Annotated in this window: 17 protein-coding genes and 1 pseudogene; 6 read left to right on the forward strand and 12 right to left on the reverse strand. The window is 48.3% G+C overall.

Annotated elements, in window-relative coordinates; translation table 11 throughout:
- Nucleotides 1-164: 164 nt before the first annotated feature.
- The 4 genes from MJ770_RS08555 to MJ770_RS08565 are packed head-to-tail and all read right to left on the reverse strand — an operon-like array spanning nt 165 to nt 1,920.
- The gene (locus tag MJ770_RS08555; RefSeq protein ID WP_239251681.1) at nt 165-965 is read right to left on the reverse strand and encodes a sulfite exporter TauE/SafE family protein; all 801 of its coding nucleotides are present in this window, start codon (nt 963-965) and stop codon (nt 165-167) included.
- Entirely contained in the window at nt 962-1,393 is a 432-nt protein-coding gene (locus MJ770_RS08560) for a YeeE/YedE family protein (RefSeq protein ID WP_320412224.1), read from the reverse strand. Before MJ770_RS08560 ends, MJ770_RS08555 begins: the two co-directional genes overlap by 4 nt.
- Nucleotides 1,383-1,478, reverse strand: coding sequence for a DUF6691 family protein (locus MJ770_RS15650; RefSeq protein ID WP_445083140.1), 96 nt, complete (start codon nt 1,476-1,478; stop codon nt 1,383-1,385). Before MJ770_RS15650 ends, MJ770_RS08560 begins: the two co-directional genes overlap by 11 nt.
- A 10-nt stretch (nt 1,479-1,488) precedes the next feature.
- The gene (locus MJ770_RS08565; protein ID WP_239251729.1) at nt 1,489-1,920 is read right to left on the reverse strand and encodes a YeeE/YedE family protein; all 432 of its coding nucleotides are present in this window, start codon (nt 1,918-1,920) and stop codon (nt 1,489-1,491) included.
- A 548-nt stretch (nt 1,921-2,468) separates the two neighbouring features.
- Here MJ770_RS08565 and MJ770_RS08570 point away from each other — a divergent pair.
- Both MJ770_RS08570 and MJ770_RS08575 read left to right on the forward strand, forming a co-directional pair.
- Nucleotides 2,469-3,218 (forward strand): MBL fold metallo-hydrolase, encoded by a 750-nt coding sequence (locus tag MJ770_RS08570; RefSeq protein WP_239251754.1) that lies wholly within the window; start codon nt 2,469-2,471, stop codon nt 3,216-3,218.
- Between the two features lie 195 nt (nt 3,219-3,413).
- On the forward strand, nt 3,414-4,100 hold the full coding sequence (locus MJ770_RS08575; RefSeq protein ID WP_239251793.1) for a dienelactone hydrolase family protein: 687 nt from the start codon (nt 3,414-3,416) through the stop codon (nt 4,098-4,100).
- Nucleotides 4,101-4,186: 86 nt separating this feature from the next.
- Here the strand turns inward: MJ770_RS08575 and MJ770_RS08580 are convergent, their stop codons facing one another.
- The 4 genes from MJ770_RS08580 to MJ770_RS08595 all read right to left on the reverse strand — a co-directional run bounded on the left by MJ770_RS08580 (nt 4,187) and on the right by MJ770_RS08595 (nt 11,052).
- Nucleotides 4,187-5,362, reverse strand: coding sequence for a response regulator (locus MJ770_RS08580; protein ID WP_239251828.1), 1,176 nt, complete (start codon nt 5,360-5,362; stop codon nt 4,187-4,189).
- 109 nt (nt 5,363-5,471) lie between these two features.
- A complete protein-coding gene (locus MJ770_RS08585) occupies nt 5,472-5,693 on the reverse strand; it encodes a response regulator (protein WP_239251886.1) in 222 nt (73 codons plus the stop codon).
- Nucleotides 5,690-9,823 (reverse strand): PAS domain S-box protein, encoded by a 4,134-nt coding sequence (locus tag MJ770_RS08590; protein WP_239251910.1) that lies wholly within the window; start codon nt 9,821-9,823, stop codon nt 5,690-5,692. The genes MJ770_RS08585 and MJ770_RS08590 overlap by 4 nt, the downstream gene beginning before the upstream one ends.
- A complete protein-coding gene (locus MJ770_RS08595; RefSeq protein WP_239251933.1) occupies nt 9,820-11,052 on the reverse strand; it encodes an ABC transporter substrate-binding protein in 1,233 nt (410 codons plus the stop codon). The genes MJ770_RS08590 and MJ770_RS08595 overlap by 4 nt, the downstream gene beginning before the upstream one ends.
- Nucleotides 11,053-11,240: 188 nt before the next feature.
- On the opposite strand from MJ770_RS08595, the pseudogene MJ770_RS08600 reads away from it, so the two are divergent.
- Nucleotides 11,241-11,484 (forward strand): annotated as a pseudogene (locus MJ770_RS08600) (hypothetical protein); the annotation flags it as partial.
- A 34-nt stretch (nt 11,485-11,518) separates the two neighbouring features.
- Here the strand turns inward: MJ770_RS08600 and MJ770_RS08605 are convergent.
- On the reverse strand, nt 11,519-12,406 hold the full coding sequence (locus MJ770_RS08605) for a cytochrome c (RefSeq protein WP_239251974.1): 888 nt from the start codon (nt 12,404-12,406) through the stop codon (nt 11,519-11,521).
- A gap of 134 nt (nt 12,407-12,540) precedes the next feature.
- Nucleotides 12,541-13,437, reverse strand: coding sequence for a site-specific tyrosine recombinase XerD (gene xerD / locus MJ770_RS08610; protein WP_239251995.1), 897 nt, complete (start codon nt 13,435-13,437; stop codon nt 12,541-12,543).
- Between the two features lie 859 nt (nt 13,438-14,296).
- On the opposite strand from xerD, the gene MJ770_RS08615 reads away from it, so the two are divergent.
- Nucleotides 14,297-15,205 carry a mechanosensitive ion channel family protein gene (locus MJ770_RS08615; RefSeq protein WP_239252015.1) on the forward strand — a complete coding sequence of 303 codons (909 nt, stop codon included), beginning with the start codon at nt 14,297-14,299 and terminating at the stop codon, nt 15,203-15,205.
- Between the two features lie 267 nt (nt 15,206-15,472).
- Nucleotides 15,473-16,174 carry a DUF481 domain-containing protein gene (locus MJ770_RS08620; RefSeq protein ID WP_239252032.1) on the forward strand — a complete coding sequence of 234 codons (702 nt, stop codon included), beginning with the start codon at nt 15,473-15,475 and terminating at the stop codon, nt 16,172-16,174.
- A 115-nt stretch (nt 16,175-16,289) separates the two neighbouring features.
- Here MJ770_RS08620 and parC read toward each other — a convergent pair whose 3' ends face one another.
- The gene (gene parC / locus MJ770_RS08625; protein WP_239252049.1) at nt 16,290-18,722 is read right to left on the reverse strand and encodes a DNA topoisomerase IV subunit A; all 2,433 of its coding nucleotides are present in this window, start codon (nt 18,720-18,722) and stop codon (nt 16,290-16,292) included.
- Nucleotides 18,709-20,682 carry a DNA topoisomerase IV subunit B gene (locus tag MJ770_RS08630; RefSeq protein WP_239252072.1) on the reverse strand — a complete coding sequence of 658 codons (1,974 nt, stop codon included), beginning with the start codon at nt 20,680-20,682 and terminating at the stop codon, nt 18,709-18,711. Before MJ770_RS08630 ends, parC begins: the two co-directional genes overlap by 14 nt.
- Nucleotides 20,683-20,905: 223 nt before the next feature.
- On the opposite strand from MJ770_RS08630, the gene MJ770_RS08635 reads away from it, so the two are divergent.
- Nucleotides 20,906-21,835 (forward strand): SEL1-like repeat protein, encoded by a 930-nt coding sequence (locus MJ770_RS08635; RefSeq protein WP_239252109.1) that lies wholly within the window; start codon nt 20,906-20,908, stop codon nt 21,833-21,835.
- Nucleotides 21,836-22,085 lie beyond the last annotated feature (250 nt).

Consider the following 22,085-nt stretch of genomic DNA (forward strand, 5'->3'; position numbering starts at 1 on the left):
GAGGTTATATTTCTACCTTACGCCACGCTCAAATTGTTTCTCGTGCCTTGCCTGTCGAATTTCAACACTGATAATACTTACAAAATTTGCGAAACTTCACTACAGAATGTTTTTAATTCACGTAAACTCTTGTGGTTGAGTTATTGCCGTTTTGCAACTGAACGTTATACAAAAGATTTGATCATCATTCCAACTGCCACAATTGCAGACAGAATGGCAAAACTTATTTGCAATTGGGGGCCTGCCAGCCAAGAAGATATGAATTTTCCAACTATCATACCTGCAAGGGCCCCGGAACAAAACGGTATTGCAACCACCCAATTCAAGCTACCAGTGATAGAACTGAACAGGACGCCTGCTAATGACACCAATGCGATGACAGTTAATGAAGTGGCGATGACGGACTGAATGGCTAGATCCGAATAGCGTTGTAAAGCTGGAACAATCACAAAGCCACCCCCCACACCCAATAAACCAGAGAATAAACCCGCTACACTTCCAGACATTGCCAATGCGCGCGCGCAGCGTGTGGTCCATACGAACTGGCCGCTATTTGCGTCTCGAACGCATGCGAGTATTGGGGTTTTACTGCCTTCATTATCGGTTGAATGACTCTTAGCCTGGCGGAATGTCCGATACGCAATAAAGAACAAAATGAGGGAAAACAGAATACTTAGCCAACGGTTGTCGAGTCTGTGGGCAAGCCAAATACCTAAAGGCGACAGAATGATGCCGGTAACGGACATCAACATTGCTGCTCTATAGCGAACAATACCCGCTTTCAAACCGACTGCAGCTCCCAAAGCAGCAGCTAACCCAACGGCTAATAAACCAATCGGCCCTGCTTGGACAACATTTAGCTGCAGGACGAATACGAGCAGTGGAACTGCCAATATCCCACCCCCGGCACCTGTCAGTGCCATTACTGTGCCAACTACCACGCCTAATCCCAGTTCAACTATCATTGTTGCCTTTTATTGAATCGCGCATCGTATATCAGAGTAGTCGTCGCCATTTGCATACGCGGTTCTGAGTAAATTTTGTTAGACTGCTTTGCGTTTGTGCGCGCTCGACGTCTATCCTGAATTTCTAAAATTGCCATACCGACAACCATGGTGACGATGAAAATCAGTGGATTGCTCCCACTGTAGGCAAGCGAAACCAACGCAGGGCCTGGGCAATATCCAGCAAAGCCCCAGCCAACTCCAAAAAACAGTCCGCCCAAAACTAATCGTCTGTCGATCTGGCGTGTACTTGGTAAGCGTATGACGTCACCCAGCAAAGCTTTCGGGTGAATCTTAGCAAAGTTAAATGCGATCGCCGCTATCAAAATAGCACCACCCATGATAAAGCCAACGATGGATTCCAGGTGCCAGCAAGGTTCAAAATCCAATCACTTTGGCCGGGTTTGTCATGCCTGACAAAAGCAGACCCAACCCAAATATCAAACCTGTGGTGAAAGCCATTAATACTTGCATCGTAATCCCCTTAACTCATCAGGTGGTGAGTGATAAAGACCGATACAAAACCGGCCACCATGAAGAGGGCAGTAGCCAACATCGAACGCGGTGAACGCCGCGAGAGTCCGCACACGCCATGCCCACTAGTACAGCCTGAACCATAGCGGGTGCCAATTTCCACCAACAGGCCAGCAATAATCAAAGACGCAGCGTCGGCATCAATCTTAACCGCAGGAAGAGGCGCGGCTACGCTAAACACGATAGGCGAAATAATGAGGCCTGCTACAAAAGCGGCCCGACACCCAATATCACTTTTTGCCGATCGTAGCAGCCCACCCAGAATACCACTGATAACCGCAATCCGGCAGTTGATCAAAAGGAACATCGCTGTAGCCAAACCGATTAGTATGCCGCCAGCTAAAGTTGACCAAGGGGTAAAATTTGCCCAGTAGATCGTCATTTTTCCCCTCCTTTACCCAGTTTACAGAATTGTTCGAACGAAACAGCCATGACGGCCGTCCCAAATTTTTTAGTTGTAACACCCATCAACCTATCTCCCTCAATAAGAATATTTTAGTTGGATAATATTAAAAATATTATGCTGATGAGCTACTTGTCTTTGCCAGCTGTTAGTCAGCATAATGCTAGTTATGAAGTTCTTATCGATAGGAGGCTACGGTGGCTTTAGCCTGCAATGCAGGTGGTGTAGACGAGGCGATCCGTATCGATATCGGAATTGCGTTGACTGCTTTTGATTTACTAGCGAAGATGGATACAATCATGTAAATGAGCCGCTGATTCTGCAGCAATATTGGAATACTGTATTCGTTGGACTCTGCCCTCTCAACAGCCTGTTGAAGATCAATAGCTGCAAGCAGCAATCTTGATTATTTTTTAAATTTTTAATGACGTGCCGTATGCATCGGTCCAAAATTGCAGTTCATACCAGAACAAGTCGCATACTCACGGCACGTTTGTTTACGAAACATTTAAGTTAAAGGCACCGCCATGATCTTCCGTCAGCTGTTTGAGCCGTTATCAAGTACCTATACCTATTTGCTTGGCTGTGAAGAAACTGGGCAAGCTGTACTTATTGATCCAGTGATTGCTTCTGTCGACCGTGATCTTGCCGAAGTTAGTCGGCTTGGATTGACGCTGGCCTATAGTCTGGATACCCATATCCATGCAGATCACATCACCGCAGCTCTCGAATTAAAATCAAAAGTAGGATGCAAGATAGCAATGCCTGCTATTGATCAATTGCCTTGCGTAGATGTGGAAATTGAAGAAGGAACGCCGTTTAACGTGGGCAATATCCAATTGCAGCCGATACATACCCCTGGGCACACTGCCGGACACTTTGCCTATCTTTCAGGCGACCGAATATTCACAGGTGATTCACTGCTAATTGATGGATGTGGCCGCACCGATTTTCAGAATGGCGACGCGGATGCGCTATTCAAGAGTGTCACAGCAAAGCTGTTTTCATTGCCGGATGAGTTTCTTGTTTATCCTGGCCATGATTACAACGGCAGGCATGTTTCTTCTATTGCGCAGGAAAAAAAACGAAATCCTCGCCTGGGCGGAGAGATCACACTGGCACAATTCAAAGATATTATGGCGAACCTCAATTTGCCCTATCCTAAGTTCATTGATTTTGCAGTGCCGGGAAATAAACTGTGCGGCGTCTGCCCAGATCATTTGCCTGAAAATCTTGAGAAATATTGCGGTCAGATGACCGATAGTCTGCAAGGATAATGACGCCGAATTAAAATGATGAGAGTGGTGAGATATTGGGCTTTATTTTATTCAACCTCAGATTGATGTTCCCAATATCGCTGCTACCAGAAGCCGTGCTTACGCTCATGTGGATTTATATAAGTATTTGACTTAAAAAGTAATGTATTATAAGTTGACCATTGTTAATCACACGTTTAATAAGGATAAATTACCATGGATTCCATGATCAGTTATACCCGCCCGGACGGGAAAACCGTACAAGGCTATCTCGCCAAGGCCGAACAGCAGATTGGTTCTCTCGTGGTACTTCAAGAATGGTGGGGCTTGAACGATCAGATTCGGGGTGTTGCTGATCGAGCTGCCAAGGCAGGTTTTACTGTCCTTGTGCCAGATCTTTATCGTGGCAAATTCACAGTGGAAGCAGAGGAGGCACACCATCTAATGACTAGCCTCGATTTTGCTGACACCGCCTCGCAAGATGTGCGCGGCGCTGTACAATTTCTCGCCAAACTCGGTGGCAAAGTGGGTGTTACTGGCTTTTGCATGGGTGGCGCACTGACGATTCTTTCCCTCACAACGGTAGCAGAAGTGGCAGCTGGAGTAGTTTGGTATGGCCTGCCACCACTTGAAGATGTGGACGCCAGCAAGATTAAGGTGCCGATGATGGCGCACTGGGCCACGCAGGATCAGTTATTTCCAATAGCCAGTGTGGATACTTTGGAAGATAAACTGCACTGCGCGAAAGTGCGTTTGGAGTCACACCGATATCTTGCCCATCACGCATTCGCTAACGAAACCGCACAGGGATCAGGACGTAATCCGGCAATGCAATACGATGCAGCTTGGGCGCAAATGGCCTGGGATCGAACTATGCGCTTTTTTGGAACGCATTTGGCCTGAGTTTCCCTTTTTGCAGTGTCAGATTTTTCTGAAAACTAACTCTGGCGTTGGCCCAAAAAAATCCAAGCGCTTCGCTGGGCTAATACTCACGCTTTCTTTAGCGTATGGTTAAGCTTTGCAAGCAGGGCGTCGCGCACGAAAGGTTTGACGATAATATCGCATGCTCCGGCCTTTAGGCTTTCCATAATAACCGTTCTTTCGCTCTTGCCCGTCAACATGAGTATAGGAATATCAGCAAAGCGCTCAATTGATTTGATTTTTTTCACAACTTCGATGCCATTCACGCCGGGCATTACGACATCCATCAAAATGAGTTCTGGGCGCGTCTTGCGCAGGACATTCAGAGCCTCGATACCATTGGTGGCGAACTGCACTTGATAGTTTTCTTTTTTCAAGATTTCATTGAGGATGTTGTGTTGGAACTCGTCGTCATCAACCACAAGCAACATTGACGGGATACTGGTCGCCATGGTGTTGAGCGCATTTATAGACTTCAGATGCGGTGCAGTCGCCTCACGTAACTCGCCAGCCCATTGTTTCAACGGTTTTACAGAATTCATTAACGAATTACCTGGCACCTCGATAGCTTCGTGTTTTAGGTGCCCGACCTCCTTCTGAAAGCCATCAGCATTTTTAATTTCGAGTACGTTCGGTAGTTCATTTCTTGCGAGCCGTTGCGAAAAGTCATTGAAGGCTGCACTTGCCACCAAGTCTGCTTGCGCAACGGCTCGTCCGATCGACTCGACATATTCTTCGCCAAGAGTCAGCTGCTGATTTAATAGGTTTCCCAAAGTCGACAATCGCCGCGCTTCGGTGGCGAACTCTGCAGTAGTAGGCGAGTTAGCCTTACACATGCTCATTTCGCGCAGTGCCAGATACACCGCCATGGGTAGGCGTGGTGCATCTTTAGTCATCGGCCAGAACAGGACATAGTCGTCAAAAATGTCCTCGCGGCACAGCTTGTAGGCACGCAGAATTTCTTCTTGGTTGCAAAGCACAATGGAACGGTGAGGGTGGAAATTAGCTGTATTGCCGTGTCGATAAAGTTTAAGGCAATGGCGTTCCGATTTCCCCAATTCCTTGAACGCTAGCACCAGAACATCTGGCCGATGTTGGTCGAAGTCAGCTACCGCTTTGTCTGGATCGGGAGAGACAAAAACGTTGTCGAATTCGGAATCAAGAAGCCTTTTTACTAGTTTTGCATCACTTGTTATATCTGATGCGATAAGGATCTTTGCATCACTGGTGAATGATTTGTTCATGCAGCGCCCCCGTCTGTATAGTTGTGCGTAGGAACGGCCCAGTCTTCAGCATTTTCTACGTCTACGGCCACTGCTTCAATGACGAGCTGAACAGCAAGGTTGAGGCTATTCATGTATATCGCTTGCCGCCTAACATCATGTTAGGCATGTTGATGTCAAGCAGTATGACATCCGGAAAACAGTCTGTCGTTTTGCAAGTTGCCAGCACAGCGGCACCTCGTTCGAGACAAGTCACGCGGCTATAGCTCAACTTGGTGAGTATGCGGCTGAGCAACTTGAGCATGAAGGGTTTGTCGTTCAATACTAAGTAGATTTTTATTAGTGTGTTCAATATGTATCCTCCTTGTTATTTTCTGGTTCTGCCGCATCATTAATCCATGTTACCAAATAGTTATCTACTGCGGTCATTGCTTCATTAAAGTGGCTCAAAAGCTCGGGGAGGGCGGTGCTTTCTTCTGTATCGCAGGCATGCTCAATTTGTTCGCACAGCTCACCGAGCTTGAGCGCCCCGACGCTACGAGACGAAGATTTCAATTTGTGTGCCGTTACACCCGCCTCGACGATCCGCCCAGCGGCATAGTCCGTATTGAGCTCAGCCGCAATGCGGACTGACTTTACTCTAAAATCCTTTAGTAACGCATTGATCACAGAGGTATCATTGCCAATTAAATTTTGTAGCACCCGCACATCCACCGGTTGTTCTATAGCTTCTCCCTGTTGCTCTATAGTTTCTCCCGGTTGTTCTATAGCTTCTTCTACCTGAGAGGCAATTAGAGATGGTGTCGTCAAAGGCATCCATTTCTCCAGCATCGCTTTGAGGTTAGCAAGCTGCACGGGCTTGGAAAGGTAATCATTCATCCCTGCTGCCATGCAATTTTCTTTGGTGTCTTTTAGCGCATTGGCGGTGAGTGCGATGATCGGTATATGGCTAGTGCATGTTTTTTCCTCGGTACGTATGGCTGCGGTGAGTTCAAAGCCGTCCATATAGGGCATGTGTATATCGGTGAGCAGTAGCGCGTACTCGCTCGACTTCCAGCGACTCAATGCTTCGTGACCATCCCCGGCCACTATGGACGGGAACCCGAGAAGAGCAAGTTGTCGACGGATTACTTGCTGGTTGATTTCGTTGTCTTCGGCTATAAGTATTGGTTTGCATTGTTGATCTCCTTCATCGTGCGATGGCGCATCAAAGTCTTCGCGGGGAAGACCGATTAGTTTGGGCAATATTTCTTCGTCTACGCGTCCCGCGGCGATTGCTACAGCCAGCAGGGTAGCCTGCCGCGTGAGCAGGTTGCCATCAATACATACCAGATCATCCGCTACTCGACGGGGGCGGCGGCGATTGCCTCGAGTGATAACGAAAAAACATATGTCATGCTGTTTATGCAAACAGGATTTGGCACGCAACTCGTTCAACATCGGTGGTGCACCTAAGGTGTCAAGTATCCATATCCAAACGGGATTGGTCGGTACATCCGCATGTTGTGCTAGATCAATGTCCGACACACGCTGAACCTGAGCGCCGGCATGGGTAAGTTGCGTTGCGATGTCGGCTGTCAATCCCGTGTCATGCCCAATCAACAGGCACGGCAACCCGTCCACCAGTGAATGCATCGTTTCCGATTGTGGCACTTCTGTAAATGACAGGTGTACGGTGAAGGTGCTGCCAGCGCCCAGTTCACTTTGGACGTTGATCTCACCGCCCATCATGTGAATGAGTTGGCTCGAGATGGCCAATCCCAGTCCACTTCCGCCAAAAAGTCGCTTAGTGGAGGAATCAGCCTGTTCGAAGGGTGTAAATAGCCGACTCTGAGTAGACTCATCCATACCGATGCCATTGTCACGTACGGAGAATTCCAAGTAAATTCGACCTTCTTCGCGTCTGGATATTCGAACGCGCACCATTACTTGAGCAAGGTGGTTTTGTGCGCTTGAGAACTTGAGGGCATTGTTGATTAAGTTCGTTAGAACCTGGTGTATTCGCAATTCATCCCCTAGAACGTTGGGGATCTCCGGATCAACGAACAGAGTCAGCTCTACCTGCTTCTTATCAGCCATATAGTCAAACATTGAACAAGCCTTTTCCATCACGTATTCTATGGATAAGCAATTTTGTTCAAGCTCGAGTTTGCCTGCCTCGATTTTAGAAAAATCGAGAATGTCTTCGATGATGCTGAGTAGTGTGTATGCTGAATCGCGGATCAGCTTAGTCATCTCGGTCTGATGGTTATTGAGGCTGGTTTGCGTCAGCACCTCCAACATGCCAATGACGCCGTTCATCGGGGTGCGAATCTCATGGCTCATCGCAGCGAGAAAATTCGATTTGCTTTGGTTGGCGGACTCGGCGCTTTCTTTTGCGTCTTGTAACGCCTCATCAGCCTGCTTGCGTAGCGTAATGTCGCGCAGGACGCCAATGAAGTGGCGTTGGCCACCGAGACACATCTCGTTCATGGCCAGTTCAATCGGGAAACAACTGCCATCCTTGCGCTGCCCCGTTACTTCGTATGCGCTACCGATGTAATGCGTCTCACCTGTGGCTGAATAATGATCGTGCAGATTGTGATAGTGGTCGGGCATCAGAATCTTGATATTTTGCCCGATGATCTCGGTAGCGGCATAGCCGAAAATATGCTCGACAGCCCGGTTCACTGTCTCGACCATGCCGCTTTCATTGATGCAGAAAATGCCATCCGCCACGGTATTAATGATTGTCTCGATACGCGTAGAACTGTCGCGCAGGGCCTCCTGTATTGCGTATTCCTCAGTTACATCATGTAACACCAGCACAGCTCCAATGACATTGCCTTCACGATTGCGGATCGGCGCGCAACTGTCAGTGATGTGATATTCGCTATCGTCTCGCGCAATCAGTATCTTGTTTGTAAATAGTTGAGCAGTTCCTCGATTAATTACCTCAAAAATCTGAATGCTCACGGGATCACGCGTTTTTTTATTGAAGAGGTATAAAATTTCATTGACGGGATGACCAACGGCTTCCGCCTGTGTCCAGCCGATGAGCTGCTCGGCGACGCGGTTCAGGCGTGTCACCCGACCTTTGACATCGGTGGACAGCACTGCATCGCCGATGGAATTCAGCGTGACGGCGATATTTTCTTCTTTGACATGCAAGGCGGAAAGGGTTGTCTCCAGTTCGTTCGTGCGCTTCAGTACACGTGCTTCCAAATCCGCATTGAGCTTGAGGATTTCCAGTTCCGCCCGTTCGCGCTCGTTAATTTCCTCCGTTAACTGCTGATTGGTAAAATCAAGTTCTTGAGTGCGCTGTTGAACTCGTTGCTCAAGCGTGCTGTATAAGGATTGCAGATTTTCGGTCATGCGATTGAAGGCGCGTCCCAACATGCCGATTTCACCGGCACCTTGTTCATTCACCCGATGTGTCAGATTTCCCTGCGCCACATCTTCCGTGCCGATCACCAATTCCTGGAGCGGAGTCACTAACTTTCGTCCGAAATAGATCGCAGTCATAGACGCAAGCAGTATTGTCAGCAACAAGGTCCACAAGGTTTGAGTGCGTTTTTGATACAGGGGTGCGAAAGCCTCATCCACATCCATTTTGATTACCATCCCCCAATTTAGCTCCGGCAGATAGCGCCATGCGGCCAACACTGGCTCGCTGCGATAATCCATTCTCAAGCCTGATCCCGCCATGCCGGAAATCGCGTCTAACATCGGGGGTGCATTTACTTGTTGCTGATTCAATTGAAATTTCATCGCGGCATCTGGCATATTCTTGGTCGGCACAGTAAACAGCGCGGCGTCCCCATTCCGCTGGGCAAACATCGCCTCGCCACTCACACCCAAGCCGACCGTATTCTGTGCCACTTGGTAAAACAGTTCGTTGCCAAGCTGTACCGCGATCATCCCCTGGAACAGTCCATTCAACATAATGGGTGCAGCAATGAACATTGCTGCCTTCTGCGATGGCTCGTAATACTCATAATCGGAGATCGCTGGCTCCAGTGTCGTACGCACGACGTGGAACATTTGTGCCAATTTTGTACCACTATAAGGATCGTCCAGCAAGTTGGTGGCAAATTCGGGCCCATGCTGATGGGTATAGACGATCTCGCCCTTCGGGGTGATCAAGAGCATGTCATTAAGCAGCCCTAGTTCTGATATATAGCGAGCAAAATACAGGTGTGCGTGTGTATTATTATTGGTATTTTTAGCCGCAGCGGACAGATAGCGAGAATTTTCTCTTGATAGGTGAGCCATTTCTTCTATCATTCGAGGGTCGAGCGCCAGATGTTGCACATCCAGCATCCTCTCCGCCAGGTAAGCTTCAACCTCTATTGCTTTTTTGTCTGCCACAGCGGACATCTTGCCCATTATCTCTGAGTGCAACATTTTTTCGTTTTGTTGCCATTGGATATAGCTTGACACCGCTAGCGGAATTACAGCCACCAGCAGGAACAGCAACAACAGCCGCGTAGCAATATTCATGGCGCGCCTTCCACCATTGCTTCATACTCAGAATTCGAAATGAAGAACGGGAAAGGGGCGGGTGCGATGCTGCGTTCGGCGTGCCAGACGATATCGAACTGGCCATCAGTACGCGCACGACCGATGCGCAACATCTTCCACAGATGTCTTGTATTGCTATCCACCGCTACGGCACCTTCAGGCGCTTTCAATGTCAGCTGCGCTAAAATAGCCTTGACGACAGACTTGTCCAATGTTTTCGCCCGGCGCATGGCGTTCACCCACAGCTTCACCCCAATGTAAGCTGCCTCCATTGGATCATCAAGTACCCGATCCTGGCCGAAGCGGTGGCGGAAGCGTTCTATGAAATCGCGATTTTCTTTGTTCGACACACTCTGGAAGTAACCCCATGCCGCATAATGACCAGCCATCAGCTCCGGCCCCATCGCTTTCAGCTCTACCTCGGCGATGCTGGTGGAAAACACCGGAATATCTTCAGCGCTGACACCTGCTTGGCGCAGAGCGCGGAAGAAATGCAGATTGCTGTCACCGTTTAATGTGTTCACCACAAAATCGGGGCGGTTTGCTGCGATCTCGAGAGCAAATTCATCCAGGTTCTGCTCTCCCAGTGGCGTGTAGCGTTCTGCCACCAGCTCTCCGCCCTGAGCAATCAACAATTTTTTGATAATTTTATTTGCGGTGCGCGGGTACACATAATCTGAACCGATTAGCCAGACACGCTTGCCGCGTTGCTGCAACGCCCAGGACACCATTGGAACAATCTGCTGGTTGGGCGTGGCACCGGTGTAGAGGATGTCTGGTGATTGCTCAAATCCTTCGTGCTGCACAGGGTAGATCAGCAAATGATGATGTTTTTCAACGATGATTTTGACCGCTTTGCGGCAATTGGATGTCCAGCAGCCGAACAGCGCCTGCACCCCGTCCTGCGTAATCAATTTTTCGGCCTGTTGTGCGCAATACGCCGCATCCGAACGACAATCGGTAACGATCATCTCAATCTGTGCATCGTTCACCCCGCCCGACTGATTAGCCTCTTCTACTGCCAGCCGCACCGCATCCACCATCGGGGATTCGCTCAGCGCCATCGTGCCGCTGAGCGAATGCAATACACCTATTTTGATGCTCTGCTTGGCGTGGTCAAATTGGCTATATATCAGTGCAGCGAGAAGTAAAACCGCTATTACAGTGACAAAAAACAGATTTTTTTTTCTACCAATAAATTTTTTCAATACCTGACCTTCATTTACATTGGTGGCTGTCGCGGCAATCTGATGGTGCGAATGGTTAAATCTCAAACTGGCAATAAATTGCCAAATATTTAACGGCTAACGGCATTCTTTCAGGAATCTTTAACAAAATGGTGTGCCCGTAAAGCATGTTGGTAGCTCATCGGATGAGCCACTTTGATGTGCATGCTATGTGTCACGGTGAATATGCGCTGGTTCATACAGGAGGTAGAAATGAGCAGGCGGATTTGAAACGAATCACTGCCGCGCTAAGGCAACTGACGCCCGATCAGCGTAAGCATGTAGCGGTTGAATTGACGGCGCCGGATGCGCAGCCGGCATTGACTGTGCTTATGAGGAGGCTTCACATGTACCGCGATGTGCCCGTACTGTCAGTCTATGCACGTGATCAGGAACGGCCACGCCAAAGGATTGTAACGCTATCGTTGTCGGGCGTGCTGCAAGACGTTTAGCGAATGTCTTGGCGCTTCGGGCTACGTTTTGTTGCGCTCATTGCCTGGAGATAGGCAATAATTTCTTTTGTGACTTTCGCTCTATCAGGGATCTCCTGTGCAAGTGCCGGCATCAGCGTGTTAAATCGAATACTCGATGGGTTTTCGATCCAGCGAGTCAGGTATTCAGGCTTGATGTACTCGACTACACTTGTTGGATAATTGAGTTCAGGTGCTTTGTCGCCGCCTTCTCCATTGATTGTATGGCATGCCATGCAATGCTTGCGAAAGTGCAAGAAACCAAGCTGCACTTCTGTGGATGCCTTGGTTGGTGGGGAAAGATTCGGAAAACGAGTCGCAAATTCTGTGAGTTCGATACTCTTCACTTGGTAAGGCATGTCAGACGCGCCATCCTCAAGCAATGCTTCTGATTTAATGTTGTCCCAGATTAAGTAGAGTGGCCCAAGTTGTACTACCTCGTTATTTTGCAGTACGTTGGTCATTGTAAATGGTGAGTTATCATTGTGAGCAAAGGCGAAATAAGCATCATGTGAGAGGAACTTTGTTACGGGAATGCTCGCTTGATACCCATCAGTGGAAATAAATACGATCTCTTCTGCTTTCCCCCACTTTTTGCCAAATATTTTGTCAAAAAGCGCTCGGGCAGAATAAGCTTTGTAGATGCGCTCTTTTTTCTCGTGAATCTCGAAAATTTTTAACGAAACTGCTGGAGCGACAGTAGCAAGATCGCTTAAAGACAGCGTACTAACAATTTGATCTTTTTCCTTGAACTCAATGCCGATGTCGCTTTGTGAAAACGCGGTTGCAGGTAAGCAAATATTGCCGCAAATTGCGACAAGCATCAGAACAATATTCCGGCAGTTTCTTGTGGTTCGATTGCTCATATTGTGGCTCCCTGGCTGCTAGTAAATGTTCTTGAAATGATGACATAATTGGATGCTGGTCGTCGATAAAGCACGAATGTGACTTCGTTTGTACCAGAGTTTGAAGCCGCCAAAAAACCGGACGCTAAACGCCATTACCCTCTCGGGTGATGTAGCGCATGCAGTTGTTTCAACCGTTCGCGTGCAACATGCGTGTAAATCTGCGTGGTAGAAATATCGGCATGGCCAAGCAGAAGTTGCACAACGCGCAGATCTGCTCCGTGGTTAAGCAAGTGAGTGGCGAAGGCGTGACGCAAGGTGTGCGGTGACAGTGGTTTGTATAGGCCGCCGTGCTTTGCGTGACGTTTGATCAGATACCAGAACATCTGCCGCGTCATCGCTGTGCCACGTTGAGTAACGAACATCGCTGCATTTATTTTATTGCCCAGCAAGGCAGGGCGTGCATCAATCAAATAGCGCTGCAGCCAGTCCAGGGCTTCTTCCCCAAGTGGTACCAGACGTTCTTTATTACCTTTGCCCATTACGCGCACTACTCCCATGTCGAGGCTGATTTGTGCAACGCTCAAGTTGATCAACTCAGACACGCGCAGGCCGCTGGCATATAGTACTTCCAGCATGGTGCGATCACGCATACCCAGAGGAGTATCCGTATCAGGTGCTTGCAACAGCAAATCCACATCCTGTTCTGTTAGCGTTTGGGGTAAGTTACGTGGCAACTTGGGAGTCGCGATTTGCAGAGTGGGGTCTATGTCTATTTTGCTCTGCCGTAACAGGTAACGGAACAGGCGTTTGAGGCTGGATATGGCACGGCCGGTACTGGTGGCTTTGGCTTTTTGTTCGATGACCAAATAGGCTAGAAATCCTTGAACGTCAGCGTGTGAGGCCTTTAGCAAGGTTGAGTTATGGTTTTTTTCCAGCCAGATAATAAATTTGCACAGATCGCGTCTGTAGCTTTCTAGTGTGTTGCGCGATAAGCCGTCTTCCAGCCACAGGCAGTCGCAGAATTCATCCAGGATGTCAGCGTTGTTCATACATTTTTTTCAGTAAACATCCATCGGTAAAGTCGGTGGCTTTAATTTTGTTCGTCCTTCAAATGGACAAAATTAAAGGTAATGCATTTTAAATAATTCATTGTCAGAATGCAGTTGCTCAGCTTGAGATTATTCAATATAGCGGCTCATTGCTAGGCTCATGTTTGTAACTGCTTGCGTGATACTCAGTCTTTGATCAATTGCCATGCGTGCAAGGTCTAATTTACGTGCCGCTTCGAAATATGCTTGCGGTGCTTGTGCTGAACAATATTTCTTTCGAGGTGTAAGTTTCTATTAGAGCACTACATATGTTTTCGGCGTGATATTAGCCGACAATCTGTGAGCTGACGAGCTCCTTTGAGTCATGTCGCGGAGGGTGCTCATTTGTGCAAAATATAGTTTCAATATCGTCGCTACTCAGTAGTATCAGCGTTCCCGCTTCGTGAGCAAAACGACACAGCAAGAACATCCACGCTGTCTCGAAATTGTGCAAACTGGGCAAAACTTGCTATAAAATGCGGGGCTGTTATCAGTTCGAAATCTTTACCGCCCCAGTGTTTATTGGGGAACGAATAGAAAATTTCAATTCAGATGAAATTTACCTTCCCCATAGGTGTCTCTAAAAATCCAAGTCCGACAGGCTGCCAGACAAAACAAGTCATGAGTAAAAAATTTGACCGCGGCATAGGGTGAATGTGCAAGCGAAAGTTTTTTCAAGTAATGCCGTATTGTGACTAAATGAGGTAGCCGGCTGCTCGCGAAATTACAATTTTTTAAAAAGCGCCCCTTAGTGTGTGCAGGCGGAAACGGCAGCACACGTGCGATAGAAGTTTTACTTTTACTAATTGGAGTGCGCGCCATGAATAGCGATGCTTTATTAGCATACATGCATTTCCCCAAAGAGCTGTTACGGGCCATTGTCATTTTGATACTGGCGTGGCTTTTGATGGGGCTAAGTAGCAAGTTGATCCGTATGTTTCGTAGATACATGAATTCGCGCGCAGACTCAATCGAAAAGACGCGCCGCATTGAAACATTGGCGAGCGTGCTGCGCTACATAGCCACAGTGGTGATCTCACTGGTCGCGGGCATGCTGGCGTTGAGCGAGCTGGGTATTTCCATTGCACCTATCCTCGGTGCTGCCGGAGTGGTGGGTCTTGCGGTCGGCTTCGGTGCGCAGAGCCTGATCAAGGATTATTTCAACGGCTTTTTCTTATTGCTGGAAAACCAGATTCATCAGGGCGATGTGGTCGAAATATGCGGCAAGAGTGGTTTGGTGGAAGATATTACTCTGCGTTATATTCGTCTGCGCGACTTCGAAGGGAGCGTCCATTACATTCCGAATGGACTGATTACCACGGTTACCAATAAATCGCGCGGTTTTGCATATGCTGTAATCGATGTGAATATCCCTTACAGCGAAAGCATTGATAAAGCCTATGAAATCATGCGAAAAGTCTCCCAGAAGTTGCGTGCGTCGGAAGCGTTCAGCGCAAAGATAATCGATGACATCGAAATTGTCGGAGTACAAGAATGGGCGGCGTCGGCGGTCGTCCTGCGCTGTCGTTTCAAAACCGCCACGTTGGAACAATGGGGAGTCCGACGCGAGTTTTTGCGGTGCATGAAAGAAGAGTTCGATGCGCAAGGCATTCAGATTCCCTATCCTCACATGGATGTGACACTTTATTCCGGACTGGACAAACAAGGCAATGTTCCAGAATTTCAGCTGGTCACGCAACGTGATAAGTCATTAGAGGTGAGCAAATAGCCGCTGTTCCGTTTTTGGGGGATGTTGGCGAGATGCAATGCCAAGCGTTCCCAGTGTAGTGTGGCTTAGCCACATAAGCGAATAATAACGCTGCAATGCGCACATCAGCGCATTCAAAATGGTGATGACGGTTGCTTCCTCACTCCTTAGAGCATGCTTCACGAATTTAACCCTTAATATAATAAATGGAGACAACGTATGAAAGTATGTGCAGCATTACTGCTTCTGGTAATCATTGGAACTTGGGGAAACGCGCAAGCAGACGAAGTGAAACGAGATGGTAAATGGCGAGGAAGTGGTGGGGCAGCTTTGTCAATTTCTTCCGGTAATACTCGCAGCAGCAGTATTAATCTTACAGCTGATGCCGCACGCGTGACACCGGTCAACAAGTTGACACTAAATAGCCAGATTCTTGGAAGTCGTTCTGAAAGCAATGGACTTACCTCTACTACAGCCAACCAGTGGGCTGTCAGTACTCGCTATGACCACAATATTTCGCCACATGTGTTCGGCTTTGGCGGGCTTAATTTAAATCATGACCAAATTAAACTTTTGGCCTTGCGCAGCGTGGTCAGTGGCGGCTTGGGTTACCATCTAATAAAGTCGGAAGATCATCAATTTGATATCTTTAGCGGATTTAGTTATAAGTCCGACAAATACAGCGGATCAGGTATATATATCAATAATCAGTTGAGAACCAGCCTCAATGCAGCAGAGGTGCTATTCGGTGAAGAATCAACCAACAAACTGAGTGAAACTGTCAGCTTTTCGCAACGTCTGGTAATAAACAGTAGTTTAAACAACACAGGAAACCGCGCCACGTTTAATGCTAGCCTGCTGGTGGCCCTGAACAAAACATTGAGCTTAAGTGTGACGTTGCAAGATCGATATGACGGTTTTGTAACAGCCCCACTTAAGAAAAACGATATTTTATTCTTCACGGGTATTAACGTTAAATTTGGTGGATAGCTCAGATTTAACATGAAAGAAGCCACATTGGGGGCGAATCAAAAGCGGGCTATCGAAAAGCCATAGAATTTTAAAGCCATAGAATTTTAAAGGGCACCTCTAAAAATTCAAGTTTCTATGGCTTCAGCAAAATCACAGATGACTTTGCTTTCATTGGAAGCGTCTTGCCCATTCTGGCTCGTTTGCCAAAATAAATTGGCAGATCAGTATCTGATAGATTAATCGACTGCTCGCGGTTCCCGTTACTGGTAATGACAGTGACCTTTGGCTTGGCCACTATGATTGCTGCAGCCATCTCATCGCCATCCGCGATACCCATTACTACGACCCCCTTGCCACCACCTGAAAGCTGCTTCATTTCAGCCAGAGCGAAAACAAGCAACCGACCCGAACGGCTTGATGCGATGATCAGTGATTGCTCAGATGGAGTGAACAGAGCGGGAGGAAGAATTTGTGCATCAGCAATATTGATGAATTGCTTTCCAGCCTTGTTGCGGCCAAGCATATTCCCGATTGTACAAGTGAAACCGTAACCAGCAGAAGTGGACAAAAATACGTTTTGTTCGGCCGCACCGCACAAAACATGAACGATTATTACGCCAGATGCCATGTCTATTAACGAGTTCAGTGGCACGCCTTCACCACGACCGGACGGAAGTTGGTGTACTGGGATGCTGCACACTCTGCCGTTGCTGCAAATCACAACGCACTGATCGGTTGTGCGGCACTCGAAAACCCTGCGTAATTCATCGCCATCCTTAAAGGAAGCACCAGACAGATCGAGACCATGCCCCTGTCGTGTTCGTCCCCAATACTTCTTGGAAATGATTACCGTTATTGGCTCGTCTACGATCTGGGTGGTCAACGTGACGCGTTCGGCCTGCTTGATGAGGGTGCGGCGATCGTCACCGAAAGTCTTTATGTCGTCATTGATTTCTTTTGCTACAAGTTTATGCATTAACAAATTAGAACCAAGAAGCTTGTTCAGTTCCTCGCTATCGCGCTTCAATTGTTGCAGCTCGCGCTCGATCTTGATGCCTTCCATCTTGGCCAATTGCCGCAGCCTGATTTCAAGAATGTCATCGGCCTGCCGTTCGGATAGCGAAAATCGAGCTATCAGTGCCGCTTTAGGCTCATCAGATGAACGGATCAGGGCGATCACTTCATCCAGATTGAGATAGACCGTCATGCGTCCATCCAGAATGTGGATACGATCATTGACCTGGGCAAGTCGATGTTCACAACGGCGGCGTACCGTGGCCACGCGGAACTGTGCCCACTCACGAATAATTTCGGTGATAGGCTTTTGTTTCGGTCGCCCGTCGATGCCAATCATCACCATGTTGAGCTGAAGTGAACTTTCAAGACTAGTGTGCGCCAACAGTATGCTCATCAGCTCATCAGCTGATTGTCGGCTGGATTTTGGTTCAAACACCAGGCGAACAGCATGGTCCTTGTCTGACTCGTCGGCCACCCTGTCCAGCACAGATAAAAGAAGTTGCTTGTTTTGCGCTTGTTCCTGTGTCAAAGTTTTCTTGTTGGACTTGATCTTTGGAGTCGTCAACTCTTCGATTTCCTCCAATACTTTCTTGGTGGAAATGCCATGTGGTAGCTCGTAGATAGCCACACGCCACTGGCCACGTGCCATGTCCTCAATTCTCCATCGGGCGCGCATCTTCAGCGAGCCGCGCCCAGTTCTATAGCACTCTTTTATGTCCTGTGCCGAGGAAATAATTTGTCCTCCGCTTGGCAAATCTGGGCCAGAAATCGAGGCTAGTAGTTCTTCATCAGAGCAATCCGGGTTTCTGGCGCACAGCGCGGCCGCCGTACCGACTTCTCGCAGGTTGTGCGAAGGTATTTCCGTAGCCATGCCCACGGCGATACCGGATGCGCCGTTGAGCAGCACCATGGGCAGTCGTGCAGGCAGCATGGCTGGCTCTTGGAAATGGCCATCATAGTTGGTTTTCATGTCGACCGTACCCATGTTTAGCTCAGACAGCAGCAGATCAGCGATGGGTGTCAGGCGAGTTTCCGTGTAGCGCATTGCCGCCGCGTTGTCGCCATCGCGTGAGCCGAAGTTTCCTTGACCATCGACCAGTGGGTAGCGCAGGGAAAAGCTTTGAGCCAAGCGCACCATCGCCTCATAGGCAGATGAATCGCCGTGCGGATGGAATTTACCCAGAACTTCACCCACGACGCGTGCAGATTTAACATAATTGCTATTGTGAGCCAGCCCCATTTCACGCATAGCGTAAAGAATACGTCTTTGAACAGGCTTTTGACCGTCGCACACCTCCGGCAGGGCACGACCCTTGACGACCGAAACGGCGTATTCCAGATAAGCACGCTCGGCATACTGTGCAAGTGGCACTGAATCACCATCGGGTAACGGCGGAAGCGGAGAAAACTGGCGAATATTTCCGCCACCGCCATTGGTTGCAACAGGTTCGGTAATATCTTGTTCGTCCGTGATATTTATTTTACCTGATGGCTGTTCTTCATCAGCACTGTTAAATAGTTGGGTTTGTTTGAGATCAGACATCGACATTTACTTCATTCCCGTGATATTCGAGCCAAGCTCTCCTTGAGCCTGACTCTTGTTTAGCCATGAGCATGGTCATGATTTTCTCCGTCGCTGCAAACGAAGTGTTGTCCAGCTCAACACATAACGCTCGCCGCGTATCTGGGTTCATGGTTGTATCCCACAGTTGATCAGGATTCATCTCGCCTAGTCCTTTAAAGCGTGAGGTTGACCAAGCTCCTTCGCGTATTTTGTCTTTTCTCAAGTGATCCTCTATTGACACAAGTTCGCCTTCATTCAATGCGTATATCTTGCGCATTGGCTTTTTGCCTTGAGCAGGAACATCAACGCGGAACAGGGGCGGCTGCGCGAGGAAGATATTTCCGTTCACGACTACTCGAGGAAAATGTCGGAAGAACATCGTCAATAGCAAAGTTGTAATATGGGAACCGTCCACGTCAGCGTCGGACATAATGTAGATACCTTTGTAGCGCAGACCAGACAGGTCAACTTTATCATTCATTCCGTGTGGGTCCACCCCGATCGCCACGGCGATATCATGCACTTCCGCATTGGCGAACAGTCTGTTACGGTCGACCTCGAAGGTGTTGAGTACCTTACCGCGCAACGGAAGAATAGCCTGAAATTCTTTATTGCGCCCCTGCTTGGCAGAGCCGCCAGCGGAATCCCCCTCAACAAGAAATAGTTCGTTCCGTTCAGGATTGAAATCTGCCGCATCGGTGAGCTTGCCTGGCAGCACGGCCAAAGAAGATCCTTTCTTTTTCTCCACTTTTTGTGCCGATTTCATTCGGCTCTGCGCCTGCTTGATTGAAATTTCTGCGATGCGCTTGCCATACGCGATATTTTCGTTCAGCCACAGCAAGAGCGGGTCACTGACCATCGTCGAGACCAGCTTCAATGCGTTGCGCGATATCAATTTTTCTTTTGTCTGCCCTTGGAATGAAGGGTCTAGTACCTTTGTGGAGAGAGCGAAACTGACGCGATTGAACACATCGTCAGAGGTCAGCTTTACCCCTTTCGGCATCATGCCGTGCAGCTCGATGAAGCTCTTAACGGCATTGAAAACGCCGTCACGCAAACCAGAATCATGTGTTCCGCCAGACCAGGTTGGAATCAAGTTTACGTAGGACTCTCTGGTGATGGCACCTTCTTCAGTCCAGGCAACTGCCCATGACGCACCTTCGCCCTCAGCGAAGTTATCGTCCCCGCCCTTTGGGATGAAGCGCTCCCCTGAAAAAATGGGTGCGGCAAGCATGCTATCTTCTTCCTGAGAGGACAATGCCTCGGTCAGATAGCCGCGCAGGCCATCAGGATAAGACCAAGATTTGGTTTCGCCGGTACTTTCGATATTAAAAGTAACATTTACGCCTGACAACAATACCGCTTTAGAACGCAGGACACGCTCCAGCTGCACCATATTGATAGTTGGCGCATCGAAATACTTGGTGTCTGGCCACACCCTTACGGTGGTGCCGGTCTTGCGTTTTGGGCACTCGCCCTGTTTGAAAAGTGGTTTCAGCGCGACCCCATTGTCGAAGCGTATCCTGTACTCGCCACCATCGCGCTGCACGATGATTTCAACAGCCGCTGAAAGGGCGTTGGTTACTGCGACGCCGACACCGTGTAACCCGCCTGAAAACTTGTATGCGCCACCGGCATCCTTATCGAACTTGCCTCCGGAGTGCAATACGGTAAATGCTACCTCGACGACCGAAACACCTTCCTCTGGATGGATGCCAACGGGAATTCCTCTGCCATCGTCCTGAATGGACACGGAACCATCAGCAAATGCTGTTACGGTGATATTTTTGGCGAATCCGGCCAAGGCCTCATCGCAGGCGTTATCGACTACCTCGGTGACGATGTGATTGGGATTGTCCAGTGTTGTATACATACCAGGACGCTGACGTACGGGTTCTAGACCTCGCAGAACCTTAAAGGATGATTCATCATAATTAACGCTCAACTAATACTCCTATGTTTTGAAGATGTGCAGCGCAAGGCGTTCGGGATATTGCATCTCGATTCGCAGGATTCGCAAATGACCGAACGCAAAATTGAAAAATTGCATAATAGAGCCATAATCGTCAGGAAGAAAGGTGCGCTACAATACATTGTGATTGTTCATTTTGCTACAACTTGAATTCCAGGAGAAAAAATATGCAACTATCAATAGAAAGGGGGATTTCATGGCAGTACTGACACCTCAAGCTTTGGCTAAGGCTTATGAGGACGGGATGAAATTAATCGACCGCAAGGACTATATCAATGCTGCTGCATCATTAAAAAATGCAGCGGAGCATGGCCATGTAGAAGCGCAATTTTATCTGGCGGGTATGTATGCCGATGGTCAAGGGATTAGAAAAGACTATCAACAGGCTATGCATTGGTATCGTAAAGTCGCAGACCAGGGTTTTGCAGAGGCTCAATTCAATTTGGGTGTTATGTATTACAAAGGGCAGGGCGTTGAACCAGACTACGAGCAGGCCTTGCATTGGTATAACAAGGCTGTAGAGAAAGGAGATGCATTAGCACAATACACGCTGGGCATTATGTATGAAAAAGGCCATGGCGTTACGCAGGACTATAAACAGGCTGTGTCATTGATTAGCAAGGCTGCAGAGCAGGGGATTGCGCAGGCCCAATACAAAATGGGCCTTATGTGTGAAGAAGGTAACGGGATTGTGCAGGATGACGAGCAAGCTGTGATCTGGTATCGCAAAGCTGCAGAGCAAGGCGTCGTACACGCGCAATTTAAATTGGGATTCATGTATGACAACGGCATAGGCGTTTCTCAAGATACTGAGCAAGTAGTTTATTGGTGGAACAAGGCCGCAGAACAAGGCGATGTGGAGGCCCAGAACAATCTTGGCGTCATGTACGACATGGGTTTGGGCGTTCCCCAGGACTACATCGAAGCACATAAATGGTTCAATATTGCTGGCGCGGGTGGCAAGTGGTTTAAAGTTGCGGGTGAATGGGTCAACAATATTTCTGGTCTGGGTGATGACGCAGATATAGGCAGTGGTTTGGGGATTGTGGAATCATTTATGACGCCAGATCAAATTGCCGAAGCTCAGCGACGGGCCAGTGAGTGGATGAAGAAACATAATAAGTAATACGACGTAATATCGGAAATCTCCCTGAGATGCTGACTTTATGGTACCTCTAAAAATTCAAGTTTCCAGGTAAGACAAGGCGCGAGTAAAAAGTTTAAGCGCGGCATATAGTTGAGAAGCAAGCGATATTTTTCGAGTAATGCCGAAACGGGGTGAGCAGGCTGCTCTCAAAATTGAATTTTTAGCGGTGCCCAATAACCATTCAGCACGTTGATGTGCCAGATATATTATATATTAACGACAAAAATTC

The organism is Candidatus Nitrotoga sp. M5 (assembly GCF_927904885.1).
Lineage (GTDB): Bacteria > Pseudomonadota > Gammaproteobacteria > Burkholderiales > Gallionellaceae > Nitrotoga.

Coding starts and splice junctions, on each gene's coding strand:
- MJ770_RS08555 (WP_239251681.1), bottom strand. CDS start 965: ATGATAGTTGAACTGGGATTAGGCGTGGTAGTTGGCACAGTAATGGCA.
- MJ770_RS15650 (WP_445083140.1), bottom strand. CDS start 1,478: ATGCAAGTATTAATGGCTTTCACCACAGGTTTGATATTTGGGTTGGGT.
- MJ770_RS08565 (WP_239251729.1), bottom strand. CDS start 1,920: ATGACGATCTACTGGGCAAATTTTACCCCTTGGTCAACTTTAGCTGGC.
- MJ770_RS08570 (WP_239251754.1), top strand. CDS start 2,469: ATGATCTTCCGTCAGCTGTTTGAGCCGTTATCAAGTACCTATACCTAT.
- MJ770_RS08575 (WP_239251793.1), top strand. CDS start 3,414: ATGGATTCCATGATCAGTTATACCCGCCCGGACGGGAAAACCGTACAA.
- MJ770_RS08580 (WP_239251828.1), bottom strand. CDS start 5,362: ATGAACAAATCATTCACCAGTGATGCAAAGATCCTTATCGCATCAGAT.
- MJ770_RS08590 (WP_239251910.1), bottom strand. CDS start 9,823: ATGAATATTGCTACGCGGCTGTTGTTGCTGTTCCTGCTGGTGGCTGTA.
- MJ770_RS08605 (WP_239251974.1), bottom strand. CDS start 12,406: ATGAGCAATCGAACCACAAGAAACTGCCGGAATATTGTTCTGATGCTT.
- xerD (WP_239251995.1), bottom strand. CDS start 13,437: ATGAACAACGCTGACATCCTGGATGAATTCTGCGACTGCCTGTGGCTG.
- MJ770_RS08615 (WP_239252015.1), top strand. CDS start 14,297: ATGAATAGCGATGCTTTATTAGCATACATGCATTTCCCCAAAGAGCTG.
- parC (WP_239252049.1), bottom strand. CDS start 18,722: ATGTCGATGTCTGATCTCAAACAAACCCAACTATTTAACAGTGCTGAT.
- MJ770_RS08635 (WP_239252109.1), top strand. CDS start 20,906: ATGGCAGTACTGACACCTCAAGCTTTGGCTAAGGCTTATGAGGACGGG.